This is a genomic window from Peribacillus sedimenti (genome assembly GCF_046237635.1).
In the GTDB taxonomy this organism is placed as follows: domain Bacteria; phylum Bacillota; class Bacilli; order Bacillales; family DSM-1321; genus Peribacillus; species Peribacillus sedimenti.
Genome location: NZ_CP143547.1, coordinates 1,661,425 through 1,685,272, shown reverse-complemented (window position 1 = coordinate 1,685,272; position 23,848 = coordinate 1,661,425). Strand labels below are relative to the sequence as shown.

18 protein-coding genes are annotated in these 23,848 nt (G+C 43.3%); 2 read left to right on the top strand and 16 right to left on the bottom strand.

Annotated elements, in window-relative coordinates:
- Positions 1-12 precede the first annotated feature (12 nt).
- The 4 genes from V1500_RS08325 to V1500_RS08310 all read right to left on the bottom strand — a co-directional run bounded on the left by V1500_RS08325 (position 13) and on the right by V1500_RS08310 (position 5,203).
- Complete coding sequence (locus V1500_RS08325; protein WP_409305099.1) at positions 13-957, bottom strand: ABC transporter permease; 945 nt, start codon at positions 955-957, stop codon at positions 13-15.
- 70 nt (positions 958-1,027) lie between these two features.
- On the bottom strand, positions 1,028-2,617 hold the full coding sequence (locus V1500_RS08320; RefSeq protein ID WP_409305098.1) for an ABC transporter substrate-binding protein: 1,590 nt from the start codon (positions 2,615-2,617) through the stop codon (positions 1,028-1,030).
- A gap of 24 nt (positions 2,618-2,641) precedes the next feature.
- Positions 2,642-3,313 (bottom strand): DUF1028 domain-containing protein, encoded by a 672-nt coding sequence (locus tag V1500_RS08315; RefSeq protein ID WP_409305097.1) that lies wholly within the window; start codon positions 3,311-3,313, stop codon positions 2,642-2,644.
- A 129-nt stretch (positions 3,314-3,442) separates the two neighbouring features.
- Entirely contained in the window at positions 3,443-5,203 is a 1,761-nt protein-coding gene (locus tag V1500_RS08310) for a GAF domain-containing protein (protein ID WP_409305096.1), read from the bottom strand.
- A gap of 277 nt (positions 5,204-5,480) precedes the next feature.
- Between V1500_RS08310 and V1500_RS08305 the strand changes: the two genes are divergently transcribed.
- Complete coding sequence (locus tag V1500_RS08305; protein WP_409305095.1) at positions 5,481-6,032, top strand: hypothetical protein; 552 nt, start codon at positions 5,481-5,483, stop codon at positions 6,030-6,032.
- Between the two features lie 213 nt (positions 6,033-6,245).
- Here the strand turns inward: V1500_RS08305 and V1500_RS08300 are convergent, their stop codons facing one another.
- From V1500_RS08300 to V1500_RS08290, 3 genes are all read right to left on the bottom strand, one after another.
- Positions 6,246-6,539, bottom strand: coding sequence for a YxcD family protein (locus V1500_RS08300; RefSeq protein WP_409305094.1), 294 nt, complete (start codon positions 6,537-6,539; stop codon positions 6,246-6,248).
- Positions 6,527-6,949 carry a hypothetical protein gene (locus V1500_RS08295; protein WP_409305093.1) on the bottom strand — a complete coding sequence of 141 codons (423 nt, stop codon included), beginning with the start codon at positions 6,947-6,949 and terminating at the stop codon, positions 6,527-6,529. The genes V1500_RS08300 and V1500_RS08295 overlap by 13 nt, the downstream gene beginning before the upstream one ends.
- Positions 6,950-7,276: 327 nt before the next feature.
- On the bottom strand, positions 7,277-8,581 hold the full coding sequence (locus tag V1500_RS08290; RefSeq protein WP_409305092.1) for a coiled-coil domain-containing protein: 1,305 nt from the start codon (positions 8,579-8,581) through the stop codon (positions 7,277-7,279).
- A 956-nt stretch (positions 8,582-9,537) separates the two neighbouring features.
- Here V1500_RS08290 and V1500_RS08285 point away from each other — a divergent pair.
- Positions 9,538-10,044, top strand: coding sequence for a hypothetical protein (locus V1500_RS08285; RefSeq protein WP_409305091.1), 507 nt, complete (start codon positions 9,538-9,540; stop codon positions 10,042-10,044).
- A 222-nt stretch (positions 10,045-10,266) separates the two neighbouring features.
- Here V1500_RS08285 and V1500_RS08280 read toward each other — a convergent pair whose 3' ends face one another.
- From V1500_RS08280 to V1500_RS08240, 9 genes are all read right to left on the bottom strand, one after another.
- A complete protein-coding gene (locus tag V1500_RS08280) occupies positions 10,267-11,955 on the bottom strand; it encodes an L-lactate permease (protein ID WP_409305090.1) in 1,689 nt (562 codons plus the stop codon).
- A gap of 624 nt (positions 11,956-12,579) precedes the next feature.
- A complete protein-coding gene (locus V1500_RS08275) occupies positions 12,580-13,356 on the bottom strand; it encodes an IclR family transcriptional regulator (protein ID WP_409305089.1) in 777 nt (258 codons plus the stop codon).
- 73 nt (positions 13,357-13,429) lie between these two features.
- The gene (locus V1500_RS08270) at positions 13,430-14,209 is read right to left on the bottom strand and encodes a fumarylacetoacetate hydrolase family protein (RefSeq protein WP_409305088.1); all 780 of its coding nucleotides are present in this window, start codon (positions 14,207-14,209) and stop codon (positions 13,430-13,432) included.
- 14 nt (positions 14,210-14,223) lie between these two features.
- Positions 14,224-15,420 (bottom strand): NADP-dependent malic enzyme, encoded by a 1,197-nt coding sequence (locus V1500_RS08265; RefSeq protein WP_409305087.1) that lies wholly within the window; start codon positions 15,418-15,420, stop codon positions 14,224-14,226.
- Positions 15,421-15,702: 282 nt separating this feature from the next.
- On the bottom strand, positions 15,703-17,883 hold the full coding sequence (locus tag V1500_RS08260; RefSeq protein ID WP_409305086.1) for a malate synthase G: 2,181 nt from the start codon (positions 17,881-17,883) through the stop codon (positions 15,703-15,705).
- 260 nt (positions 17,884-18,143) lie between these two features.
- Complete coding sequence (locus V1500_RS08255; protein WP_409305085.1) at positions 18,144-19,607, bottom strand: FAD-linked oxidase C-terminal domain-containing protein; 1,464 nt, start codon at positions 19,605-19,607, stop codon at positions 18,144-18,146.
- Positions 19,607-20,965 carry a (Fe-S)-binding protein gene (locus tag V1500_RS08250; protein ID WP_409305084.1) on the bottom strand — a complete coding sequence of 453 codons (1,359 nt, stop codon included), beginning with the start codon at positions 20,963-20,965 and terminating at the stop codon, positions 19,607-19,609. Before V1500_RS08250 ends, V1500_RS08255 begins: the two co-directional genes overlap by 1 nt.
- Positions 20,966-22,291, bottom strand: a complete 1,326-nt coding sequence (locus tag V1500_RS08245; RefSeq protein ID WP_409305083.1) for an FAD-binding oxidoreductase — start codon at positions 22,289-22,291, stop codon at positions 20,966-20,968.
- Positions 22,292-22,764: 473 nt separating this feature from the next.
- Entirely contained in the window at positions 22,765-23,760 is a 996-nt protein-coding gene (locus V1500_RS08240; RefSeq protein WP_409305082.1) for a zinc-dependent alcohol dehydrogenase family protein, read from the bottom strand.
- Between the last annotated feature and the right edge of the window lie 88 nt (positions 23,761-23,848).

Here is a 23,848-nt window from a genome sequence, read left to right as displayed (position 1 = left end):
TAAATCCCTCCTTTACTCATACCGGATCCTAGGATCAACGTAAGCATAAATAACATCTACAATTAAGTTGACCAAAACGAATCCTAATGCAAACATCAGTACAGTGACCTGGACCAGCGGATAATCACGCTGGTAAATCGCTTGTAGAGCAAGTCTTCCTACTCCCGGCAAAGCAAAAACCTCTTCAATAATGACTGCCCCGCCGAGTAGATATCCTGCTTGGATACCTACTACCGTCAAGACAGGAATCAAGGCATTTTTGAACGCATGCTTGTATTTATATAAACGTGGCGTTACCCCTTTAGCCTGCGCGGTCTTCATATAATCCTGCTGGACTACTTCGAGTATGGCGGAGCGCGTCATTCTCATAATCACTGCAGCCATCGAGGTTCCAAGCGTTAATGCGGGCAAGAGCATAAGTTTAAGATTCTGAATCGGGTCTTCAGCAAAAGGCACAAACCCTCCCGGCGGAATCAGATTGAGCTTTAAAGATAAAAAAAGGATTAACATGGTCCCCAGCCAGAAACCTGGAATAGAAATACCCAAAAGAGAAATGGTAGAGCTTATATGGCTGATAAGAGAATTCCGTTTGAATGCAGATAACACACCAATCGAAATCCCAATCAGAAGAGCCACAATCAATGATAGAAGCGCAAGCTCCAGAGTGGCAGGCAATCTCGAAAAAAACTCCTCCATTACAGGTTTGCCGGTTCGGATGGAATCTCCAAAATCCATCTGGAGTGCCCCACCCATCCATTCAAAATATCTAACATATACCGGCTGATCCAGGCCGAGGTTTTTCCTCAGTTCGGCTGCAGTCTCCGGTGTGGCGTTCGTACCGAGCATAACCGACACCGCATCTCCCGGAATAAGGCTGATCAAGAAAAATACAACGGTGCCAATGCCTATTAGAACAGGGACTAACATACCTAATCTTTTTAAAATATAGATTCCCATATTCCTGTCCTCCATTTTAAAAAATAAAGCCCAATAAGAATGGGCTTTATCCTTCAATAATTATTTTTTACTATCGGTCCAGCCATGACTTGCGCAATGCAGTGAACGAACCTGTTGGCGTTGTTACATAACCCTTGACCGCAGGTAGATATGCCTCATATTGATCATTGACATGCAGGAATACATAAGGGGCCATTTCCGCTATCCGTTGTTGGGCCTTTGCATAAATCTCTTTCCTGGCCTGCTGGTCAGTCTCCACCTGTCCCTGTTCCAATAATTTATCAGTTTCCGGATCATTAAGTCCGTAAGTATTCCAGTCTTCACCTGAGTGGAACTGTGAATATAACCAATCATCCGGGTCAACTGCGCCAATCCAGCCAAGTACAGTCAGATCAAAATTTTTGTTGTTGAAATCATCCAGGAACAGACCCCATTCCATTGGCTGAACCTTGACATCTATACCGATCTTCCCTAACTGTTCTTTCACTACCTGGGCAATTGCAACCTGCGATTTATATTCTGCACCAACCTTGATGGTTGTTTTTAGTCCCTTTTCAAAACCTGCTTCTTTAAGAAGCTGTTTTGCCTTATCTAAATCGTAATCATACGCCGTGTGATCGTCATATGCCCAGTGTGTCTTCGGAATCGGACCGCCTTTTATCACGGTAGCATAACCAAACAATGCTGTATCCACTATTTCCTGACGGTTTATTGCGTATGAAATTGCCTGGCGCAATTTAAGATTATCAAAAGGAGGCTTGTTCATATTAAATCCGATATAGTCGTAGAAAGTACCAGGACCTCCCTTCACGACAACTTTGCTGTCTTTTTTAAGGATATCGATATCTTTCTGTGGAATGGCCTCAATGAAATCCACGTTTCCTGTACGCAATGCAGTTGTTCTTGAAGTATCGTCAGGAATAGGGGTAAAGGTGATTCCATCAAGATAAGGCAGCCCTTTTTCGTGGTAATCCTCAAATTTTACTAGCTCTACCGAGGTTTGTGGTGTGTATTTCACAAACTTAAACGGACCTGTTCCAACCATAACTTTTTGTAAATCTTTGTTCTTCTCTACCTCTTCCTTTGGCACAATGGCATTCAGAGAAGAAGCCAGGTTTGTCAATAATGGTGCATACGGCTCTTTCAGTTTTATCTCGACTTTGTAATCCTCCAGCACATTTACAGAGGCTACCTTTTTAAACATATATGCCCTTGGAGAGCCTGTTTTTGGATTCATGATGCGCTCAAGAGAGTATTTGACATCGTCTGCTTTCATTTCCCGTCCATTATGGAATTTCACACCCTGGACTAAATCGAACGTATACGTTTTTCCATCTTCGGATATTGTCCATTTTTCAGCAAGATCAGGTTCAAATTCACCATATTTTTCTTCACTTAAACGCAACAGCCCGCTATATACCTGTTCAATGATTCTGCTGGAGGAAGCCGCACTTGTTAAGTGTGGATCCAGCCCTACCGGGTCAGCTACTACAGCAGCCTTCAGAATACCGCCTGTTTTTGGTTCGGAAGATCCTTCGCTATTGCTATTATTGCTGTCATTTGAATTGCTGGACGACTGTCCAGAGCATCCGGTGAGTGCTAAACTCAGAGTCATGATCGCAGCAAATATTCCTGAATAAAGTTTTCTATTTGATTTCAATGCAATTCCCCCTTTTCCGTACTATCATTTAAAAATAACCTCCGGATCCTTCCCCGAACGGATTACATCCACCCATTCGTCATACACCTTGAGCAGCTGATCTTGATGGATATTGTAAAGTCTCCTCATCTCAATGTCTGGGTCGGTATGATCATCGACTCTTAAGTTTATATAAGGAAAGTCCGGGTCTTTCTGGACGATTAGGGCTGCAGACTGCTTTCCTCGATGGTCTCCTCCCGCCTTCTGCCCAGCTTCAATCGCCTGCAGCAATCTATTTCCAAGTTCTCCTTCTGCATGTTCAAATGCTTCGGCCATGAGGCGGATTACTTCTTCCCCCGCAAGCAGATTTCCGGCGCAAACAAATTGATCGCCCTCGAAATGTCCTTTCCAATCATTCGTTTTTTGCCCGGTAAAAGCAGCCGTATTCCCTTGGGAATCTACAATAGCTAGCTGTCGTATCTCTCGTCCCGGATCGGCCTCGAGCAGCTGCGAAAGCACTTCGTCAGCTTTCATTCCCGTTTCCAGCAATTCAAGCCCTTTATAGCCCAAGGCAGGATTTACCCATGCCTGTGTTGATATGGCTCCTACTCCTGCTTTGACAAAGGGGCATAGCGACCCGACGGCAAATGCTTTTGTCAGTACAGCAACACCTAACATCCCTGTGTTCTTACAACGTGCTGTTATAGAAAAAGTCATCCGCTCCTCACCCTTCTTCTTTATTTAGATAAAGTAATTAAAAAAATTATAGAATAATAAGAACATTATGAAAATATACAAAAAGGACAAATCGCAGAGTGCTGATTTGTCCTTTTTGTACAAGCTAGCTCATATGGAAAGAAATTTATGGATATATACTGCAAGCATCAATTGAAACCCGTATTCTCCAGAAATACTTTCTGTTTCCAGTATTTTCTTAATGGTTTGCATCCGGTATTTAATTGTATTCAGATGGACAAAACACGCCTCTGCTGTCTCCTTCATCTTTTGTCCATTGTCAAAAAAAGCAATAAGTGTCGGAAGCAGTTCTGTTCCGTTGTTTTCATCATATCTGATCAGACCGCCCAGTATATCTTCCACAAAATTATGTAACTCTAAGGGAGCTATATTTAATAGCAAACTATGTCCTCCCAAGTCATCCCTGGAACAGATATAATGTTTATCTCCCTTCAATTTAATGTATTCCAAACATTTTATAGAGTCGTAAACAGAGTTATTAATATGATAAAGATTATCTAATACTCTTCCAATTCCAATAAGCAGCCTGGTTTGATATAATTCCATTACTTTTTGAATAATAGTTAAAAAGAAAGAGTGTATCTTATGAATGATTTGCTGTACTGGCAATTGATTTTTAATAATGAATAACATATTGAAATCCAGATTATTATCAAGAACTAATGCCTTATATTCAAACTCATTAAGTTCTCTATACAGCAACCTGACAAAAGACTGCCTGCTCGCATTAATTTCCTCAAAAGAACTCATGGAATGGAGCATTTCAAGCTTTACAAAGACATAACGATCCTTGTCTGAAAAGTAGATTTGAGATTGATTTGCAATTACTTCAAATTTCTCTTCCATAATCCGTTCCAAGAGAAAGCCTTCATATTTCAGCCGGTTTGAAACAAATCTTTCTTCGGCAACCATTTCAAGGGCAAATAATATGATAGCCTGTTCGACAGCAAAAATATCTAGAGGATCCAATATATCTTCCTCGACAAATATAGTAAGTAAACCTATATTCCCGGAAACTGATGAAATAGGAAAAAAGAATACTTCATAAGGCTTTCCATTCAATACGAGATACTTTTGGGTAAAATGGGTTCTCTCTATTGCCTGTTTTAGCAAGTCATTATTTTTTTGTTTCAGAGAAGCTGCCAAAGAATCAGTTTCGTCACATGAGGATGATAATAGATCAAAAAAGTCATTTATGATGGAAACTTTTTTCTTAATTAGAATGGAAAGTGTATACGTAATTTCCTGGAGGCCTCTTTGGGAAAGGGATACTTTTGAGAGCTCTGTATGAATCTTGTTTGCCCTTTCATTTTGAGAGAAAAGTGTAGCATTGTCGATTGCAATGATAGCTTGATTTGCAAAGGTTTCTAATAGATATAAATCCTGCTGTGAAAAATTCACATCTGTTGAGAAACTATCGATTGTCAATACTCCTATGCATTTATTGCCTGAGATGAGAGGAGTGCACATCGTACTAATCGGGTAAGTTAATGCACCAAGCGCTTTTGAATATAAATCCTGGTTTCTGGAACTTAAATTTGCCATCCCCTTACTGGTGTCTTCCACTCGGGAAAAAATTGTAGCTTTCCTCGTATGAAACGTTTTTCCGGTCATCCCCTCGTTATCCTTAAGAATGATGGACTGCATGTATCGATCATCAAACCCAATGCTGCTTTTAGGCACCAGACCGTTAATTCTGGAATCATATAAAAACAGTACAGCAGCATCAGCAGCTTCTATCACATGCAAAACTTCTTCCATAAGGCGTTGCAGTACCAAATCCAAATTCCGGGTTGAGGTAAGTACTCTAGTTGAATTAATTAAGCTATAAAGCTGCCTTTCAACATTCATTCCCATCACCAATTTTCTAACAATTTTAAAAATTCTAACATAAATTGTTAAAATTGCAAGATTTTATAGAAAAAAAGCATCTTTTAGTTGCTTCCTTCGATCCTGTTTTTTAAAGGAAAAAATCACAAAATCCCCTCTCTCTTCCAATCTTTACATCATTAACATCCATATTAATTTTTTTACATTTGGCCCTCATCCGTTTTTTCTGAACTGAACCGGGTACATTCATTATGTGTCAATAATCGACACAAATCTTATACAACAAGGAGTGCTGAAAATGGAAGCAAAGAAGCTTAAGAAGTTGACTGCAGGATTAGCACTGGCCACTTTGATTGGATCTTCAGCAGCACCATCGCTAGCGGATGCACATTGGGACTCCCTTAAGGATGAAGGAAAACATCACTCTCAACACAAATCGTGGAAGCATCATTATGGAAAACACCACGGCAATTGGCAAAACAAGTACAAGTTTTTAAATGGTCTCAAACAAGGTGATGTGCTGGGACCAGTGACTGTTGGCTCCATTGTAAAAGGTGATACTGCCACAACCATTTCATTAACTGGAGAAGTGGATGTGAAAGGGTTCTATTACCCTCAAACTGGACAATTCTCTCTGAATAAAAGTGGTTTTAACCCTGATTCATTCAACGGGTTCACTAGAGGAAAAACAATTCTTATAAACAATAAATCTGTTATAAATGACTTATTGCAGGGCCACACGGATTTGAGTAAATTAACAGGAACTTTAACAAACATCCAGCTGGTTGTATCTGCTAACGGAGTTACCGTTACAGCAGACTTAATAAGCCCTCAGCCCGGTGCACAGTAATACAAAAATTGACATTAAAACACAAGAAAGGCACTCGATTCAACGAGTGCCTTTTTTTGATTGATTTCTATCTGTATTTTACACAAAATCAAGAAGAGCCTTCGATAAAGTGAGGATAAATTTCGAAAGTACGGCTTTAAGTAATCTGCCTCCTCTTCAAAAAAAGCAGCGGAAAGCCTCTGTTGTTGAGAGGTTTCCACTGCTTTCGTCTAGTTAACTGGGATTGATGATGGCAATGATCCCCTGTTCATCATCTAAAACCAGTTCTATTCCAGAATAAGGGTTCATGTTCATCGCTTCATCCAGCCATTGCCGAAGCGCTTCGATTAGATTTTGAGTAATGAGGACCTGCTTTCTGTCCCCAATATAGGCTTCCGCTGAAAATCCAAAATCATCATCATACATGAGCTCAACCTCTACTTCCTGAGGCTTGATCTGACGCTTGTCAGCAAGGTATACGCACAAAGCATTGATGATATCCTGTTCGGAAATGATTATCTTCTCCATTGGTTATCCTGATTTCTGCGTCTGCTAAACAGCCTTGTGAAGATGGCGCGGATAATCATGATGAGAACAAGGATTGCCACGATGTTAATTAAGAGGCCCATCACTGCGCCAAGCGGTCCCATGTTACCAAACAGTCCGCCAAGGAGCATCCCGGCAAGACCGCCGTAAAGCATGCCTCTCATAAAGCCGCCTCTGTTTGTAGCACGAGGTGTCGTAGCCCTGTTGTTATTGTTGAACTGCTGCTTGTTCCTATTTTGGAAGTTGTTATTTGTATTTGGTGTGAATCCTCGTTTTCCTGATTTGTAAGACTTGGCATAAGCAGTATGTTCCTTCTCATGGAACACAAAGCCTGCAGCCGGGGTGAATGCAATCGTTAATGAAAGAATGGCTGTAAATAATTTTTTAAGCATGATTTTCCTCCAAATTTTATCGTATTTTCTTGCTGAATGCCGCAAACCTTATTCTTTCTAAATTAAAATCAAAGTATAACATATTACAGAGCAGCAGACTTACTGGCTTGCTCGAGATACTGGGCATTATTAATATGCACTTTACCCTAACAATGGTTAGTACTCCTGCCAAAAAGAAAACCGGCTTTGGCGATTACTCCTTCTATACCTTCTATTTACGGCTCCAAAACAAAAAGGTTTCATATTTTTATAAATAAATTATTTCATATAAAATTTACAATTTGCGTGTATAAAAAAAGGCAAGGGATTGACCCAAGCCTTTCAACGTTATTCAATAATCCGTTTTACACGTCCATTGAATCTTTCTCCGTAATATCCGCTTGTCATGTCAGCTATGGCAACTCCAGTAGAGCCCTGTGAACCTATGAATTTTCCGTTACCGACATAGATTCCAACATGTCCATCCGTTTTATACGTATTAAAGAATACAAGGTCTCCCACTTTCGCTTCACTGATGGAAACAGTACGGCCCGTATTTTTCAGAAGGTCAGTGTGCGCTCCCACCCGGATGCCGACCTGGCTGTATGCCCATGCCACGAATCCAGAGCAGTCGAATCTGCCATTTTCAACATCGCTTTGATTCCTTCCTCCGCCCCAGACGTAAACGGAATTACCGATATATTTATTTCCGACGGTTGCCACTGCAAGAGCCTTGCTCGAACTTCCGGAATAGCCATCATTAAATTTAACAGGCTGCGAATTATTTTCTGCAATCCTGGAGCTTTGTTGACTCTCTTGAGCCGCTCTTTTCTTAGCTTCTGCAATCTCTCTTTGCCTTGCAGCTTCCAACGCAGCCTGGCGCGCTTTTTCTGTCTGAATATTTCTCATGATTGCGGCCACCTGGGAACCAAGCTTAGCATCTTTTTTCTCCAGGCTGGCTTTTAGGATCCTGCTCTCTTTTTCTTTCTGCTGAAGGTTTTTCTTTAACGCTTCATTTTCTTTCTTCTGTGCTTCTATATCGGCTCTTAGGCCTTGCAGCTCAGCTTTCATTTCTTCCAAAGCTGTTAGTTTTTCTTCTACTGCGTTCTTTGTATCTTCCAGTTCTAATTTATCCGCTTCATGCTCTGCCAATATATCTTTGTCTGCATCTACAATCGTCGCAATTGCGCTGACTCTATCAAGAAAATTACCGAAGCTTTTTGACCCTAATATGACTTCAAGGTAATCGATGCCCCCGCCGCTTTCCTGGAAGGAGACAGCCCGTTCCTTTAGGATGACGTTCCGCTTTTCAATTCTGTCCTGAAGGACTTTAACGTCACCTTCCAAACTTTCGATTTCATCATTTTTCTCTTGGATGTTAAGAGCTGTTTCTTGCAGTTGAAGATTGTTATCTTTTAATGCCTGTACTATCCGCTTGAGTTGTGCAACTATTTTATCTTTATCCTTCTGGATATTGGCGATTCCATCTTGAACAGTCCCAATCCTTGCCTTTACTTCCGAGCGCTTTTTTTCTACTTTAGCCTTTTCACTCTGCAGCTTCTGCACAGATTCAGCATGAACAGCCGGAATGGAAAAAATGCTTCCCAATCCAATCATAATGGTTGTATTAAGTGCAATCATCTTTCTTTTCAAATTTCTATTCCCCCTGAATTCGAATCAGCTCAAAAATCTATATCTATCTATGTATCTATCATCTTAATGTTCAGCAATAAGCTGCAGCACCCAAAAGTCATAGTGGTTTAGCCCTGTTACACAATTCACAAATAGTCCTAATTGACCATTTCGATACCAAACATTACTAAGATTAGCCTAATATTGGCACTAATAGCAGTATATCATCACAATTTGTCAAAAGAGTAATAACAACATTACATTTATGTTACAAATGTTACGATAAAACATCAGAACTCTGCATCAATCCAAAAACATTTCTTCTATCGATACAATTTCTTGCATTAGAAGCTCCCGTATCCTTAAGAAATCGTTTTCTGTAACAGCATATAAGAGTGAAAGATAGTTAAATATAGGTCTGTATCTTATTCCAGGAGCATTTTATTGAATAACTGAAAATTTTCAGGTGATATTAAAAGTATCAAATGGTTAGGTGAATCCCTATGATTCTTTCGGTGTTCCTTTATATATTGACCCTTCTGATTATCATCTTTTTTAACACAAAAAAAGTGCTACACTTATTTGAAATTTTATTTATTTGGATGGTCGTCTGGTTAATAACTCATTCCATTTCTACTATCTTAATTTTAAATTTGAACCTACTGGATTTATCCCAGGATTATAGCGATTTCTGGACTCATTTCTTCAAAAGAATTCTTTTATATCCCTTACTCATCATTTTTTTCTGCGATCTTTTGCTTAGGGCAGATAAATTAATAGCAAAGGTATTCATCCTGATCACTAACGTCCTGGTCATGTCAGCATTTCCATTTTTATTTCATTTTCTCGGAGTAATCCGGATGAAACCAAATTATGGTTATCTACATTCTTTATTGGAGTGGACTGTCACAGTCTTATTGACGTTTTTTGCGTGGATTTGGTATAGAAAAAGACTTTTTAGTGAGGTTAGATAATCAATGCTATATTTTCCGAAAAGCTTTGATATAAATGAGTCCGTAATCATTTTACTGTTAACAATGAATGTACTCATTTTTATGCTTGTCCCAAAAAGGCTGCCAAAAGCAGTTACTTCATTAATCGTTTTATTGAGTATGTCTTTCCCTAAGGTCATGGATCATACAATTGCCGTGAAACCCTTTAACTATTATGATCTTGGCGATTCCGCTCGTTATGAAATTTTTGATCTGCTTTCTTATGGAGTTTTCCCTGCTTTTGGATATATGTTTATATATTTCATCGACCTGCTGGACCTCAAGCACTTTAAGTTGACCTTATATTTCATCGCCTGGTCACTATTTGCGGTGGCAGTTGAATACATAGCAGTTAAAGCAAAAATTTTCGAATATAATCGCTGGAAATTAATATATTCTCTTCCGGTTTATATTGTCGTTTTATTTATCACCTACCTGTTTTATGAGTTTTTGATGCAATACAGCAAGAAAAGCAAGATTGAATTAAAGTAACCCGGAAGGAACTGCTTACATTCTGTGGTAGCGGCGGTGAACCAACCCAAATGAAATAAAATCCTTTCTTACACAAATTTCAGTCAACCCACAGAGCTACCGTTATATATGCGTTTCGTACCAGGATGCTGGTCTTTATCAATTACTGGAGCAAAAAAACACCACTCTGTACTGCGCACTGGCAGCATAAGAGTGGTGTTTTTTTTCTTCATTCAGGTAATATCACGGAATCATCCAGGATAATATCCCATTCTGCAGGAAGGTCATGACTCCAATCAAAATGACGAGTATAATACTGTGCTTAAAGGTAAAGCGCAGCAGGTCGGATTCTTTCCCTGCGATTCCAACAGCTGCACAGGCCACAGCGATAGACTGAGGCGAAATCATCTTTCCGGTAACGCCGCCTGAAGAGTTCGCTGCCAATGCCAGTACCGGATCCATGCCGATTGAAGTCGCGGTAACTTTTTGCATGTTACCGAACAGCAGGTTGGAAGACGTGTCGGAACCGGTAATGAATACGCCCAGCCATCCAAGGATCGGCGAGAAGAACGGGAACAGGAAGCCAGTTTTGGCGAGTGTCATCCCCATCGATGTACTCATGCCAGAAGCATTCGTCACATATGCGTATCCAACAACAGATGCAATTGTAATGATTGGGTACTTCAGTTCATTCAAAGTCTCACCAAAAGTAGCGACCCAGTCACGCCAGGATATTTTCACAATAAACTTGGTTATGACAGCTGAGATCAATACGGCAGTACCGGCAGCGGCCAATAGTTCCAGCTTGTAAAATGCCGGGACAGGGTCTCCTGCTGCGTTGATGACCTTATTGTTCAGCAACGGAACATTTGGAACGAAAGATAAGGCATGTCCAATAGAATTAACCGCTGTCAGGATCGGATTCGTTCCTTCATAATGTCCACCCAGTGCCAGTTTAATGGACGGGATTCCCCAGACCGTGATGACGCCGGTTAAGACAAGGAACGGGGACCATGCTTTAAAGATTTGTCCTGCTGTATAAGTAGGTTTCACATCAGGCTGCTTTTCGGCAAGAGCAGCAGCCATTTCCTGTTCTGCGGAGAAACGGAAAATGCTTTTTGGCTTCCAGAACCTGAGGAAGATCCCTAAAGCAAGCAAGGATACAAGAGCTGACAAAATATCCGGAAGCTCAGGTCCAAGATAGTTTGAGCTGAGGAATTGTGTGACAGCAAATGAAACACCTGTAACTAAAATCGCAGGCATGACTTCCATTGCCTTCTTAAAACCTGCCATAATGACAATCAGATAGAACGGAATAACTACAGATAGAAACGGTAATTGACGACCTACCATCTTCGAAATTTCCAGTGCAGAAATCCCGGTAGGCCCTTCAAGCGCTAAAATAGGCGCACCGATGGCCCCGAATGCTACCGGTGCTGTATTGGCAATCAAACATAAACCTGCCGCATACAGAGGGTTAAACCCGAGCCCCACCAAAAGTGCTGCAGAAATGGCAACTGGCGCTCCAAATCCGGCTGCTCCTTCAAGGAACGCCCCGAATGAAAAGGCTACCAATAATGCCTGAAGGCGCCGGTCCTCTGTCAGCGAGATAACCGAGTTCCGGATAATATCAAATTGCCCTGTTTTTACTGTCAGTTTGTATAAGAATACGGAACTTATGATAATCCAGCCGATTGGCAGAATTCCATAAACTGCCCCATGTGTTGCGGACATGACCGCCATCGATGCAGGCATGCCAAATGCAACGACCGCAAGCACCAAAGCAAGCAGCAAGGTCGTCAGTCCGGCAATATACCCTTTCATGCGCTTGACTGCCAGCGCCCAGAAGAAATACAAAATTGGCACCACTGCCACCAGTGCGGAGAGCCACAGATTATCTCCTACCGCTGTGAAACTCTGAGTAAATGTCATAGCTTACCCTCCAATATAAAGTCCAATATCTCAGTTACAAAAAGTAATCGCTTACACAAGATTAAAAATTAAGAAATCGGCATCTATCATGCCATCAGCTTTCGTTTAAGATCAAAATGTAAGATGGGTAGAACTTTGTGTATTTTCTGGATGCTTGAGGCTTATCTTGGCTGTGAAAAGAATGATATTAGTGCATGGCAATGGAGCTAACAATTATATTGTAAAAAGCGGTATTGATAAGAAAGTTGCAAACGATGTTGAGGTCAAAATACATTCAGTTTGGGACCGCATGTCTTCCTTGGATTTATTTCTGAACTAAAAAATCTTTCGGGTCACATGCCAATGTTGGGGTAAAAAAGAAATGCTTTCTGTTAACAAAAGAAATGTATCAAACCATTCCCCCTATCTGTTTTGTAATAAGCAACAATGTTTCTGTTTGTTTGCAAGGATGGAACATTGTTATATAACGATAGATTTTATGTTATATAACAAAATCATAACCTAATTAAATTATACAAATTATCTGATTAATTACAATATTTTTTATAAAATTGCATCATTATTCTTACAAAAAAAATTTGCCTTGAATATCTTTAATACTAAAGATTCAGGCAAATTTCTTTATTAACTGATCCTGCTCTCGAAGCCAAGCCTTTTTGAGATTCGGTTTCCCATCGAGATCATCTGTGATTTTAGGTGGCTTAACCGCTCATCAGTCATTCGCATGGTTGGCCCCGAAATGCTGGCGGCTGCTATCACTTTTCCTAAATGATCAAAAATCGGCACGGCAATGCAGGTTATTCCATATTCATTTTCTTCCAGGTCCATGGCATATCCGTTTTTTCTAATTTGCACCAATTCCTGGAGCAGTTCTTCCTTTGTCGAGATGGTCTTGTCAGTATGCATAGGCATGCCCTTGCGTTCCAGAATGTCCACCACAACATTGGTCGGCAGGTACGCCAAGATGGCTTTCCCTACCGAAGTGCAGTGCATCGGCGCCCTCTTCCCCACTTTTGAGTGCATCCTTAAGGTCTCATTGCCTTCCAGCTTTTCAATATAGACTACTTCCCCTTGGTCGTATACTACAAGGTGGATTACTTCATTTGTCAGGTTTTCCAGCTCCTGCAGGTAAGGCCTTGCCTCAGCCCTGAGGTCGATGGATTCAAGCAGTTTTGAACTGATTTCGAGAAATTTGTAACCCAGCTTGTAGCGCCCTGTCTCACTATCCTGTTCAATATAGCCGTACTGGACAAGCGTAGACAGGATCCGGTAAACGGAACTCTTATTGATATCTATTTGATTGGCAATTTCTGTTACGCCCAAGCCGCCCTTCTTTAAGCTGACAAGCGTGATAATATCCAATGCCCGGCTCACAGACTTCACCATATTTTCTCTTTCCAACAACATTCACCTCTGTGGCTCCATTTATATTCTTCATTATAGCACATGGCAGGGACCGGGCATTTTCACCTTTTTAATACGTCTTGGCAGCTTCCTTAGCTGTGACAAACACATTGCGGAGATTGCCTATTTGCTGAATCTGGCATTCTATCACATCTCCTGCTGACACCATCTCTGCGCCTACAGGGCTGCCCGTCAATATGACATCCCCTGGTTTAAGAGTCATCACATTAGTGAGATAGGAAATCATTTTGCGAATCGGAATGATCATCAGTTCCGTTGAGCTGTTTTGCTTTTCAGCACCGTTAAGCCGTGCTTCCACCCGCACGCTGAATGGATCAAGCTCCGTCTCGATCACCGGGCCTAGCGGAGTGAATGAATCAAATGACTTGCCGATCGTCCAATGCCCGTCCTGATGGAAAAATTGCGGAGCTGTGACATCATTGCCTACCGTGTATCCAAATACATAATCCAATATATCGGATTCCGGTACATTTTTTGCTTCCTTGCCTATTACAATCGCAAGCTCGGACTCAAACTTGACCTGCTCGATCCCTTCTGGAATGATAATCTCCTCTTCCGGTCCGATCACGGAGGAAACAGGCTTGAAGAAAAATACCGGAATTTCAGGCAGCTGTTCCGGCAGGTCTTCTGTCTTCGAAACATAATTAGCCCCAATTCCAATGATTTGATTTGGCTCTAGCGGCGCGAGTAATTTTGCATCTGCTGATGAAAAAGTTTCGCCCGTAAATTCCCATTCACCGAAGAAATCGCCGTTAATGACTTTAATTGTGTCTTCCTCCAAAACACCTGTATAAACAGAGGAATTGGCTGTGAACCTTGTAAATTTCATTATGATGTCTCCTCTCAAACTTCTTGTTCTGATTTTTTTCTTGCAACTCCTGATTTTATCGCTGCCTTGGCAACTGCTTCTGCTACAGCACTGGCTACCCGGCTATCGAAAGCATTAGGGATGACATAATCATGTGCCAGCTCTTCCGGCTGGATTAAATCTGCAATCGCATACACTGCCGCCACTTTCATGTCTTCATTGATATCAGAAGCCCGCACCTTTAGGGCACCTTTAAAAATACCTGGAAATGCGAGGACATTGTTCACCTGGTTCGGCAGGTCTGAGCGTCCAGTGCCCACAACGGATGCGCCGGCCTTCCTTGCTATATCCGGCATGATTTCCGGAACAGGGTTAGCCATGGCAAAAATGATGCTGTTTCCGTTCATGGACTGGACCATGTCAGCCGTGACGGCATCGGCAACCGAAACCCCGATGAAAACATCCGTACCTTCGATCACATCAATAAGTTGTCCTTCCACCATGCCTAAATTCGTAATCTCTGCGATGGCTTCCTTCATGGCATTCATTCCAATTTCGCGCCCTTTAAAGATGGCTCCCTTTGTATCACACAAAATGATATCTTTTACTCCCATATTCAAAAGCAGCTTTGTGATGGCGATTCCTGCAGCCCCTGCCCCATTGACCACGACCTTGATCTCCCCGATCTTCTTGTCAACGACCTTCAATGCATTAATTAACCCTGCCGCTGTAACAATGGCTGTTCCATGCTGATCATCATGGAAAACAGGGATGTTCATTTCCTTTTTCAGTCTTTCCTCAATAATGAAGCAATTCGGCGCCGATATATCCTCTAAATTGATGGCGCCAAATGTGGGTTCAAGCGCTTTGACAATGGAGATGATTTCTTCGGCATCATTGGTATTCAGGCAAATAGGGAAAGCATCGAGACCTGCAAATGCTTTAAACAGGGCTGCCTTGCCTTCCATTACCGGCATGGAGGCGGCCGCACCAATATTCCCGAGCCCCAGCACTGCCGAACCATCAGAAACCACCCCTACAAGATTTCCTTTCATGGTGTAATCGTATATGGTGTCTGGCTGCTGATGGATTTCCTTACAAGGCTCTGCCACTCCTGGAGAATAAGCCAGGCTTAAATCATCCGCATTTTCAATGGTCATATTAAGATTCACGTGCAATTTTCCCCGGGACTTTTTATGAAGTTCCAGTGCCTTTTCCCTCAAGTTTTCCATAGCTTCGACTCCTCCATTCTTTTCATCTTAATTATGGGAAGGCTGTATAGCGCATATGCTGCCGCTTTAGCCAACAGCCTGATCAGGATTATCATCCATTTCCGGCCACAAATTAGGCCTGTGCAAAGAATCAATGTCTGGAATGCTGAAGTTTCAATCTGGCTAAAAACAGTCAGTGGTGGAACCGAAGCTATAGATGTTTGTCATCCTCTCCATCAACAGGACAATCGAATTAAGTTACATAACGGGACACTCTATTGATTAGAATGTCCCCCAGCATGCTTATTGTTTTACTGCAAACTTAGCCTTCGCCTCAATGCGGCGGCGGTGAAGGATTGGCTCTGTGTAGCCGCTCGGCTGATTATATCCTTCAAATACCAGGTCACAGGCTGCCTGGAACGCCACTGAATCGTCAAAGTTTGATGCCATAGGGCGATAGAAAGGATCACCGGCGTTTTGCTCATCGACTACCTTTGCCATTCTCTTAAGTGTTTCAAGCACCTGATCCCTTGTGATTATACCGTGGTGCAGCCAGTTTGCCATGTGCTGGCTTGAAATCCTTAATGTAGCGCGGTCTTCCATAAGTCCAATGTCATTGATATCAGGCACCTTCGAGCATCCGACACCCTGCTCTACCCAGCGGACAACATAACCCAGCATGGTCTGTGCATTATTGTCGATTTCAGATTGGACTTCCTCAGCACTCCATTCAGGATTTTTGGCAACCGGGATCTGTAAAAGTTCGTCCGTAAAATCCTTGCCTTCAGCATTTAGTTTTTCGTTCTGTACCTGTTTTACGTCCACTTCGTGATAGTGAAGGGCATGCAGGGTAGCTGCAGTCGGCGAAGGTACCCACGCAGTGGTAGCCCCGGTTTTCACATGGCCGATTTTTTGTTTCAGCATGTCATCCATCATGTCAGGCATAGCCCACATCCCTTTTCCAATCTGGGCGCGTGACTGGAAGCCGCTTGCAAGACCCGCTTTAACATTGGATTGTTCATACGCCTGCAGCCATGCCGATGATTTCATATCATTTTTGCGGATCATCGGGCCTGCTTCCATGGAGGTATGGATTTCATCACCAGTACGGTCAAGGAATCCTGTATTGATGAACACAACCCTTTCCTTAACCTGGCTAATGCAAGCCTTCAGATTCAAGGAAGTACGGCGCTCTTCATCCATCACACCAATTTTTAAAGTGTTGCGTTTTAATCCCAGCAGATCTTCCACACGGTCGAACAATTGGTTGGCAAAAGCAACCTCTTTAGAGCCATGCATTTTTGGTTTTACGATATAGATGGACCCAGTCGCTGTGTTTTGGAATGGTCCGTTTCCTAACAGAGTATGCTTTCCGATCAGGCTTGTCAGAACGGCATCGAGAATTCCTTCCTGGATTTCCTCGTTGTTTTGGTCAAGGATGGCACTATTTGACATCAGATGCCCCACATTCCGTACAAATAGCACAGAGCGGCCAGATAGCGTCAATTCCTCCCCATTTTGGGAAGTGTATTTACGGTCAGGATTCAATGTCCTTGACATGCTTTTTCCGCCCTTTTGGAAGGAAGCGGACAAATCACCCTTCATAAGGCCGAGCCAGTTGCGATACACAAGCACTTTATCCTCTGCATCGACAGCAGTTACAGAATCTTCACAGTCCATGATGGTTGTCACGGCCGCTTCTAAAAGGATATCCTTGACACCTGCCTGGTCTGTTTTTCCGATCGGATGATTGCGATCAATCTGAATTTCAAAGTGCAGGCCATTGTTTAGTAAAAGGATGGCATTTGGCTCTTCAGGCTCACCCTGGTAGCCTGCAAATTTTGTTTCCTCTTCAAACCCTGTCACTTCGCCGTTACTCAGTTCAACCTGCAGCTTGCCCGACTCAACGCTGTATTTCACAGCATCTTTATGGGATGCTCCCCTTAAGGCCGCTGTCCGATCAAGGAAGTCCCTTGCAAATTCGATGACCCTTTCTCCGCGAACCGGGTTGTAACCGCCTTCACGATGGGCTCCATCTTCCTCACTGATTGCATCTGTCCCATAAAGAGCGTCATACAGGCTTCCCCAGCGGGCATTGGCGGCATTGATGGCATAGCGTGCATTATTGACCGGTACAACCAATTGCGGTCCAGCCTGCAAAGCGATTTCAGGGTCAACTCCTTCAGTAGTGATTGTAAAATCTTCTGACTCCGGCTCAAGATATCCAATTTCATTCAAAAATGCTTTATATTCTTCAAAATCATATTCCTTATTTTCACGATGCCACGCATTGATCTGGTTTTGGATTTCATCGCGTTTTTCCAGTAATTCCTTATTGATTGGAGTCAGATCATGAATCAATTTTTCGAATCCAGTCCAGAATTGCTCGCGATCCACCTCACTCCCCGGCAGAGCTTCTGAATTAATAAAGTCATATAACTCTCTTGCAACTTGGAGATTTCCTGATTTTACGTAATCTGTCATGATTAATTCCTCCTTGGTTGGATTTGCATATAGAGAATCTTCATTAAGAATCTCAGATTTCATATTTTCATATGTAATTCTAGTTGTTTGTTATTACAAAACGCTGTTTCTTTCTTTTCTTAAAAAAATAATAGCATGGAATCTTTGCATCTTTCAACAATTTTCATAAAATTTCTTCTATTATATACTCAATTGAAATCAGGTCTTCCATAAGGCACGGGGAGAAGAAAGTCTCCCCATATTGCATGCCCAGGCAATCCTTATGAAATGGCTGCTTCCTTCTCTTTCAAATCTCTCTTGATTTCTACACAGCGCCCAGGCATCGGGAACAGCTTGCCGGCATTTAAGAGATTATATGGATTGAATACCTCGCGGATATCAGTTTGGGCGATAATTTCTTCATCTGTAAAGACAAAGCGCATTTCCTCCCTTTTCTCGATTCCGACACCATGTTCACCTGTAATAGTGCCTCCAACGTCAGCACACGCTTGCAGGCATGCGCTTCCTGCGGCGAGCGCCTTATCGCTTTCACCAGGAATCCTTGCGTCGAAGAGAACAAGCGGATGCAGATTGCCATCGCCTGCGTGAAAGATATTGGCAATGCGAAGGCCGAATTCTTCACTGATTTTGTTAATCTTGTTCAATACCTGAGGCAGCTTGCTTCGCGGAATAACCCCATCCTGAACTAAATAATCCGGCGAAATGGCACCCATGGCCCCAAAACCTGTTTTACGGTTTGCCCACCATCTTCCTCTTTCCGCTTCATCCTGGGCAACCTTGACATCGCGCACATTCCTGCGCCTGCAGACATCGAGAATCTGATTGATTTGCTCCTCAATGCCGGCGAGAATTCCGTCAACTTCTATTAGCAGTACTGCTTCAATATCCCGTGGATGTCCAACAGGAAAAGCAGCAGCTTCCACTCCTTCAATTGCTGTCTTGTCCATCATCTCGAGGGCAGCTGGAACAATACCGGCTGAGATAATATCAGATACAGCCTGGCTTCCATCCTCCACCTTGTCAAAATAGGCAAGGACCGTTTGCTTTGCCTCCGGATTCTTTAGAATCCGCACGGTGATTTTTGTTACGATTCCCAGGGTCCCTTCAGAACCTGTTAGAAGCCCCAGTAAATCATATCCTGGCGAATCCGGGATTCCATTTGTGCCAATTTCGATAATTTCTCCGTTTGGCAGCACCACTTCCAGTCCCAAAATGTGGTTTGTGGTCACTCCATATTTCAAACAGTGAGCCCCGCCGGCATTCTCAGCTACGTTTCCGCCGATGGTACAGCAATACTGGCTCGACGGATCCGGCGCATAATAATATCCTTTATGGGCAATGGAGTTTGTCAGCTTCAGGTTCACAAAGCCCGGCTGTACGACAGCTCGCCTATTCTCAAGGTCGACGCTTAAAAGCTTCTTCATTCTGACAAGGCTGATGACTACTTCTTCATTGAGCGGAATAGCACCTCCGCTTAAGCCCGTGCCCGCCCCGCGTGCAAGAAATGGCAGCTGGTTTTCAGAGCAGTATTTCACAATCCTTGCCACTTCCTCCGTGTCCTTCGGGAAAAGAACTGCCCTTGGCAAGTGCCTGTGAAGGGTAAAGCCGTCACTGTCATATGCAACTAAATCTTCCTTGTGGTAAAGAATCGAATCGGCACCGCCGACCAAGTTTGCCAGATTCTTAATATGAGGATCCTTGGATTTGATTTTTTTGATTGCCATCAATGTCCCCCCTTGAGTTCATCTTCTTTTTGATAAGCCCAATCCAGAAGCTGGACGGTATGGACGACCCGCTGGTTTCTGCCATATTTCTTCACACCCATTGCCATCTGCAGCATACAGCCCGGATTGCCCATAGAAATCATTTCGACATCCTCCGGGACATTCTCCATTTTGCTTTCAAGAACGGCACCGGCCATTTCAGGATTCGTAATGTTATATATGCCCGCACTTCCGCAGCAGCGGTCAGCGTTAGGCATATGGACCATTTCCACACCCGGTATGCTGATCAGGAGGTCACGCGGCTCCTGGCGCACTCCCTGTCCATGCGCCAGATGGCATGCATCATGGTACGTAATTTTCGTGCTTAACTCTGCCTGCGGGATTTCGTAGCCAGTATCGTACAGATATTTTGAAATATCCTCTACCTTTGCCGAGAATTCCTCCGCCTTATCATGCCACTCCGGCTCCTCCCGGAACAATTCAGCATATTCCTTCATCATGCAGCCGCAGCCAGCGGCATTCACGATAATCTTTTCAGCATCTTTAAATGCCTCTATGTTTTGCTTTGCAAGCTTTCTTCCTGTATCGCGGTCACCGGCATGAACATGCAGCGCACCGCAGCATGTCTGGGATTTCGGAATGGTAACATCATTGCCGTTCCTCGTTAAAACATTGATTGTAGCCTGATTGATGTCACTGAACATAACATCCATCACACAGCCGGTCATAAAGGCGACTTCAGCCTTCACTTCTCCTTGTGCTTTAATGACGGTTTCATTTTCATACCTTTTGCGCACAGGCTGCTGGATTTCAGGCATAATCGCTTCCATAGCCACCAAATGCTCAGGCATGAAATTCATCAGCCCGGTTTTGCGGGCTACCTTCTGCAAGCCGCTCTTTTGATAGAATTTTAATAAACCTCCAACCGCATTCAAACGGTTTGGATGCGGGAACAGCCCTTCAAGGAATACCTTGCTTACTGCCCCCTTGACCCCTTTCAATGGCATAGCCTGCCGAATCTGGCCGCGGGCTTCTTCTATCAAACCGCCTACATCCACATTTGCCGGACAGGCAGTTGTGCAAGCACGGCAATCTAGGCAGGCAAATACTGGATCCATGAATTGCTCATTTACCTCAAGCTTCCCTTCAGCCACTGATTTAATGATATGGACACGTCCGCGGGGGGAATGCTGCTCCTGGCCTGTCTGTTCATACGTCGGGCATGATTCCAGACACATCCCGCAGTGTACGCAATCCGCCCATTTGCTTTCGTCCGGCGCATCCTTCCAAAGATAGTTTCCAAGGCCAATAGTGGAACATGCCGGGTCTTGCTTTATGTCCAATTCTCTAACGCTCACTTAAATCCCCCCTACGAATCTTTTATTATTAAGAATTCTATTTGGATCAATCTTTGTCTTAATTCCTTCTAACAAGAAGAAATGTGATGGCTTCGGGCCCCACACATCCAGCTTTTGGCGAAGGGAAAACGGCAGATGTTTGACAATGGCATAGCCGCCCGATGACTCGGCCAGTCCTCGGATCTGTTTGATTCCCTGTAAGATGTCCTCCTCTTCCCCCTGTAAATGAACCTGGCAAAGTCCGTGCCCAAGCCCGCCGTGAGCTTCCACTGAAAGCTTGCCTGATTCATTCAAAACTTGGCCTTCCTTGAGCACCTTCAGAACATCCATATTGACCACCCCGACTTTCAAAGAAGCTCTTGATACATCCTCTGTCCCGGCTGCCGCACCATTTGGAGCGATGCAATAAAATTTACTCCAAAACGCTTGGGCCTCATTTTGGCGAAGGACGGTCATAGAACTGCCGACAGGGCGTAAATTGTCTACATATTCCACCTGGTAAGCGACAGAGCTTTCCACATCCTCAAAGGAAATGGCGAGAGTAAATACTTTTTGGCCTGTCAATGCTTCGGATAACTCTGGATTCATGAGTTCCAAAGAAATTGGCTCCATCACTGAATCCAAAAGCCGGGTAACGAACGAGCGTACATCCTCCAGGTTTTCATTGGGAAAGGAAAGCAATACGAGGCTTTCTGCCTTTGGCAGCGGGCGCAGCTTTACGGTCACTTCAGATAATACGCCAAGAGTACCCATGGAGCCGATAAACAGTTTGTTCATATCATATCCGGCTACATTTTTTACCACCTTGCCGCCGGCTCGAATGATTTGTCCATCTGGATAAACCATACGGAGTCCAATTACAGTATCCCGGGCAGAACCGTATCCTAACCGCTTAGGGCCGCTTTCGTTGGAAGCGATTATCCCGCCGATCGTGGAAAATTCCGGCCATGCAGGGTCGAGCGACACCTTCTGGTTATACTGTGCGAGATACTCCTGCAGCTCCTTGAAGGGGGTCCCTGCTTTTACGGTCAACGTCATATCCCCCACTGTATGCTCGACAATACCCTTATAGTTTGATAGAGACAGGAGGAGATCGGCGGAATCAAACAGCCCGCCAAAACCTCTTTTGGTGCTCCCGCCTGCTACATTGACCTTTTTGCCATTATCATTGGCAAACTTTAAGACGGCTGCAATTTCCTCCTCGGTTTCCGGGTAGACCTCAACCTGGGCACCGTTGCCCAGTGGGTGGCCAAGTAGATCCCCTTCTTTGACTCTTCCAAGGGGTAAAATAGCGTGCAACTCTGATAGTAGATTAGCTGTAATCACCACTGACTCCTCCTACTGTTTCGTAATAACAAACGACGTTTCTATTATTCTTTAAAAAAATCAGTTTGTCCGAGACTCATTTACACTGAAGCCTCTTGCCTTCTGATTACATATATATGGATTGTCCTTTATTGCAGATTATTGTAACGCTTACATTTAATTAAAACAGCACCTATTAAAATTTTCAACCAATATTGCGAATTTTATAAAAATTGAAATGCTTTTGTGCCAAAATGAATCTTAAACATTTATGCCAAGGAGTAAGAAAACAGAAGGAAGATAGATTTTCAGGTAATTACACTAGCGCGGCTTATTTATATATTATCGCCAGCTGATATTCAAAGTCTCCTTTACCGCAAGCAAATATATTTCAGCCTGTCCAATCGCTTGATAGAAGAGGAAAGATAGTACAATGCGTGCTAATTCCTATCTCTCCCCAGGATTTTTGTATTTTACAATACAGACAATCTGTTTTACCAGTTATTTTTTAGGACGACTTTACCTACTGCCTCTCCTGATTCAAGCAGGGCATGCGCATCTGATACCTGATCAAACGTGAAGCTGTTTGAATCGATAAGCGGCCGAAGCTTCCCTTCCTCGACAAGGCCGGCAATCTTTTTCAGGATTTCGCCATGCTGCTTGCGCTCATTTTCATTGATAATTTTCAGCAGCATAAATACTACATGAAGGGACAATCCTTTTGCATGAAGGGGAGAAAGGTCATGAGTCGACCTGGCTGCAATCGCTGCAACGGTGCCATGAATTGCGGCAGCTTCAAATGAACGATTTAGGTTTTCCCCGCCCACAGTATCAAAAACTATATCAAAACCTTTTCCATCCGTATATGCCTGTACATAATCCTGTACCGACTTTTCCTTATAATTAATGCCCGCATCAGCACCAAGGCTAGCCGCCATATCCAGTTTTTCCTGTGAAGAAGCAGTCGTATGGACCTTTGCCCCCGCCCATTTTGCAAGCTGGATGGCTACATGTCCCACTCCTCCGGCTGCTGCATGAATCAATACATTTTGTCCCGGCTGAATGTTTGCCCTTTCAAATAGGGCTTCCCAGGCAGTGATGCTGACCAAGGGAAGGGCGGCAGCTTCCTCCATCGTGATATTGCCTGGTTTTCTTGCTAGCAGCCTTGCATCTGCCAGCATGTATTCAGCAAGCGCCCCGCCAGTCCCTTTAAACCCGCCTGCACAGCCAAACACCTCATCTCCAGACTTGAAATCGGCGACTCCTTCACCGACCTCTTCGACTACGCCGGCCACATCCCCATGAAGTACGGCTGGAAATTCCGGAGAGACGGCTGGAACTGCACCGCCTCGTACCTTCGTATCGATCGGATTGACACTTGTTGCATGGACTTTAATCAAAACATATCCAGGAAGCACATCCGGCTTTTCAATCTCTGCTAATTTAAAGGCAGAGGGACCGCCAAATGCTTCAATTATTTGCGCTTTCATTTTGGTTACTCCTTTTCTATCAATATTTATTTTTATCATAGTCTTTCAGATGACTGTTTTTCCATCAAAACCGTGAACTGTAAAAGCA

Bases quoted from the DNA above. Each gene is read 5' to 3' on its own strand.
- V1500_RS08305 (WP_409305095.1), top strand. From the start codon at position 5,481: ATGGAAGCAAAGAAGCTTAAGAAGTTGACTGCAGGATTAGCACTGGCC.
- V1500_RS08295 (WP_409305093.1), bottom strand. From the start codon at position 6,949: ATGCTTAAAAAATTATTTACAGCCATTCTTTCATTAACGATTGCATTC.
- V1500_RS08255 (WP_409305085.1), bottom strand. From the start codon at position 19,607: ATGGCAATCAAAAAAATCAAATCCAAGGATCCTCATATTAAGAATCTG.
- V1500_RS08315 (WP_409305097.1), bottom strand. From the start codon at position 3,313: ATGACTTTTTCTATAACAGCACGTTGTAAGAACACAGGGATGTTAGGT.
- V1500_RS08285 (WP_409305091.1), top strand. From the start codon at position 9,538: ATGCTATATTTTCCGAAAAGCTTTGATATAAATGAGTCCGTAATCATT.
- V1500_RS08280 (WP_409305090.1), bottom strand. From the start codon at position 11,955: ATGACATTTACTCAGAGTTTCACAGCGGTAGGAGATAATCTGTGGCTC.
- V1500_RS08310 (WP_409305096.1), bottom strand. From the start codon at position 5,203: ATGAATGTTGAAAGGCAGCTTTATAGCTTAATTAATTCAACTAGAGTA.
- V1500_RS08240 (WP_409305082.1), bottom strand. From the start codon at position 23,760: ATGAAAGCGCAAATAATTGAAGCATTTGGCGGTCCCTCTGCCTTTAAA.
- V1500_RS08265 (WP_409305087.1), bottom strand. From the start codon at position 15,420: ATGGAAAACTTGAGGGAAAAGGCACTGGAACTTCATAAAAAGTCCCGG.
- V1500_RS08270 (WP_409305088.1), bottom strand. From the start codon at position 14,209: ATGAAATTTACAAGGTTCACAGCCAATTCCTCTGTTTATACAGGTGTT.
- V1500_RS08325 (WP_409305099.1), bottom strand. From the start codon at position 957: ATGGGAATCTATATTTTAAAAAGATTAGGTATGTTAGTCCCTGTTCTA.
- V1500_RS08260 (WP_409305086.1), bottom strand. From the start codon at position 17,883: ATGACAGATTACGTAAAATCAGGAAATCTCCAAGTTGCAAGAGAGTTA.
- V1500_RS08300 (WP_409305094.1), bottom strand. From the start codon at position 6,539: ATGGAGAAGATAATCATTTCCGAACAGGATATCATCAATGCTTTGTGC.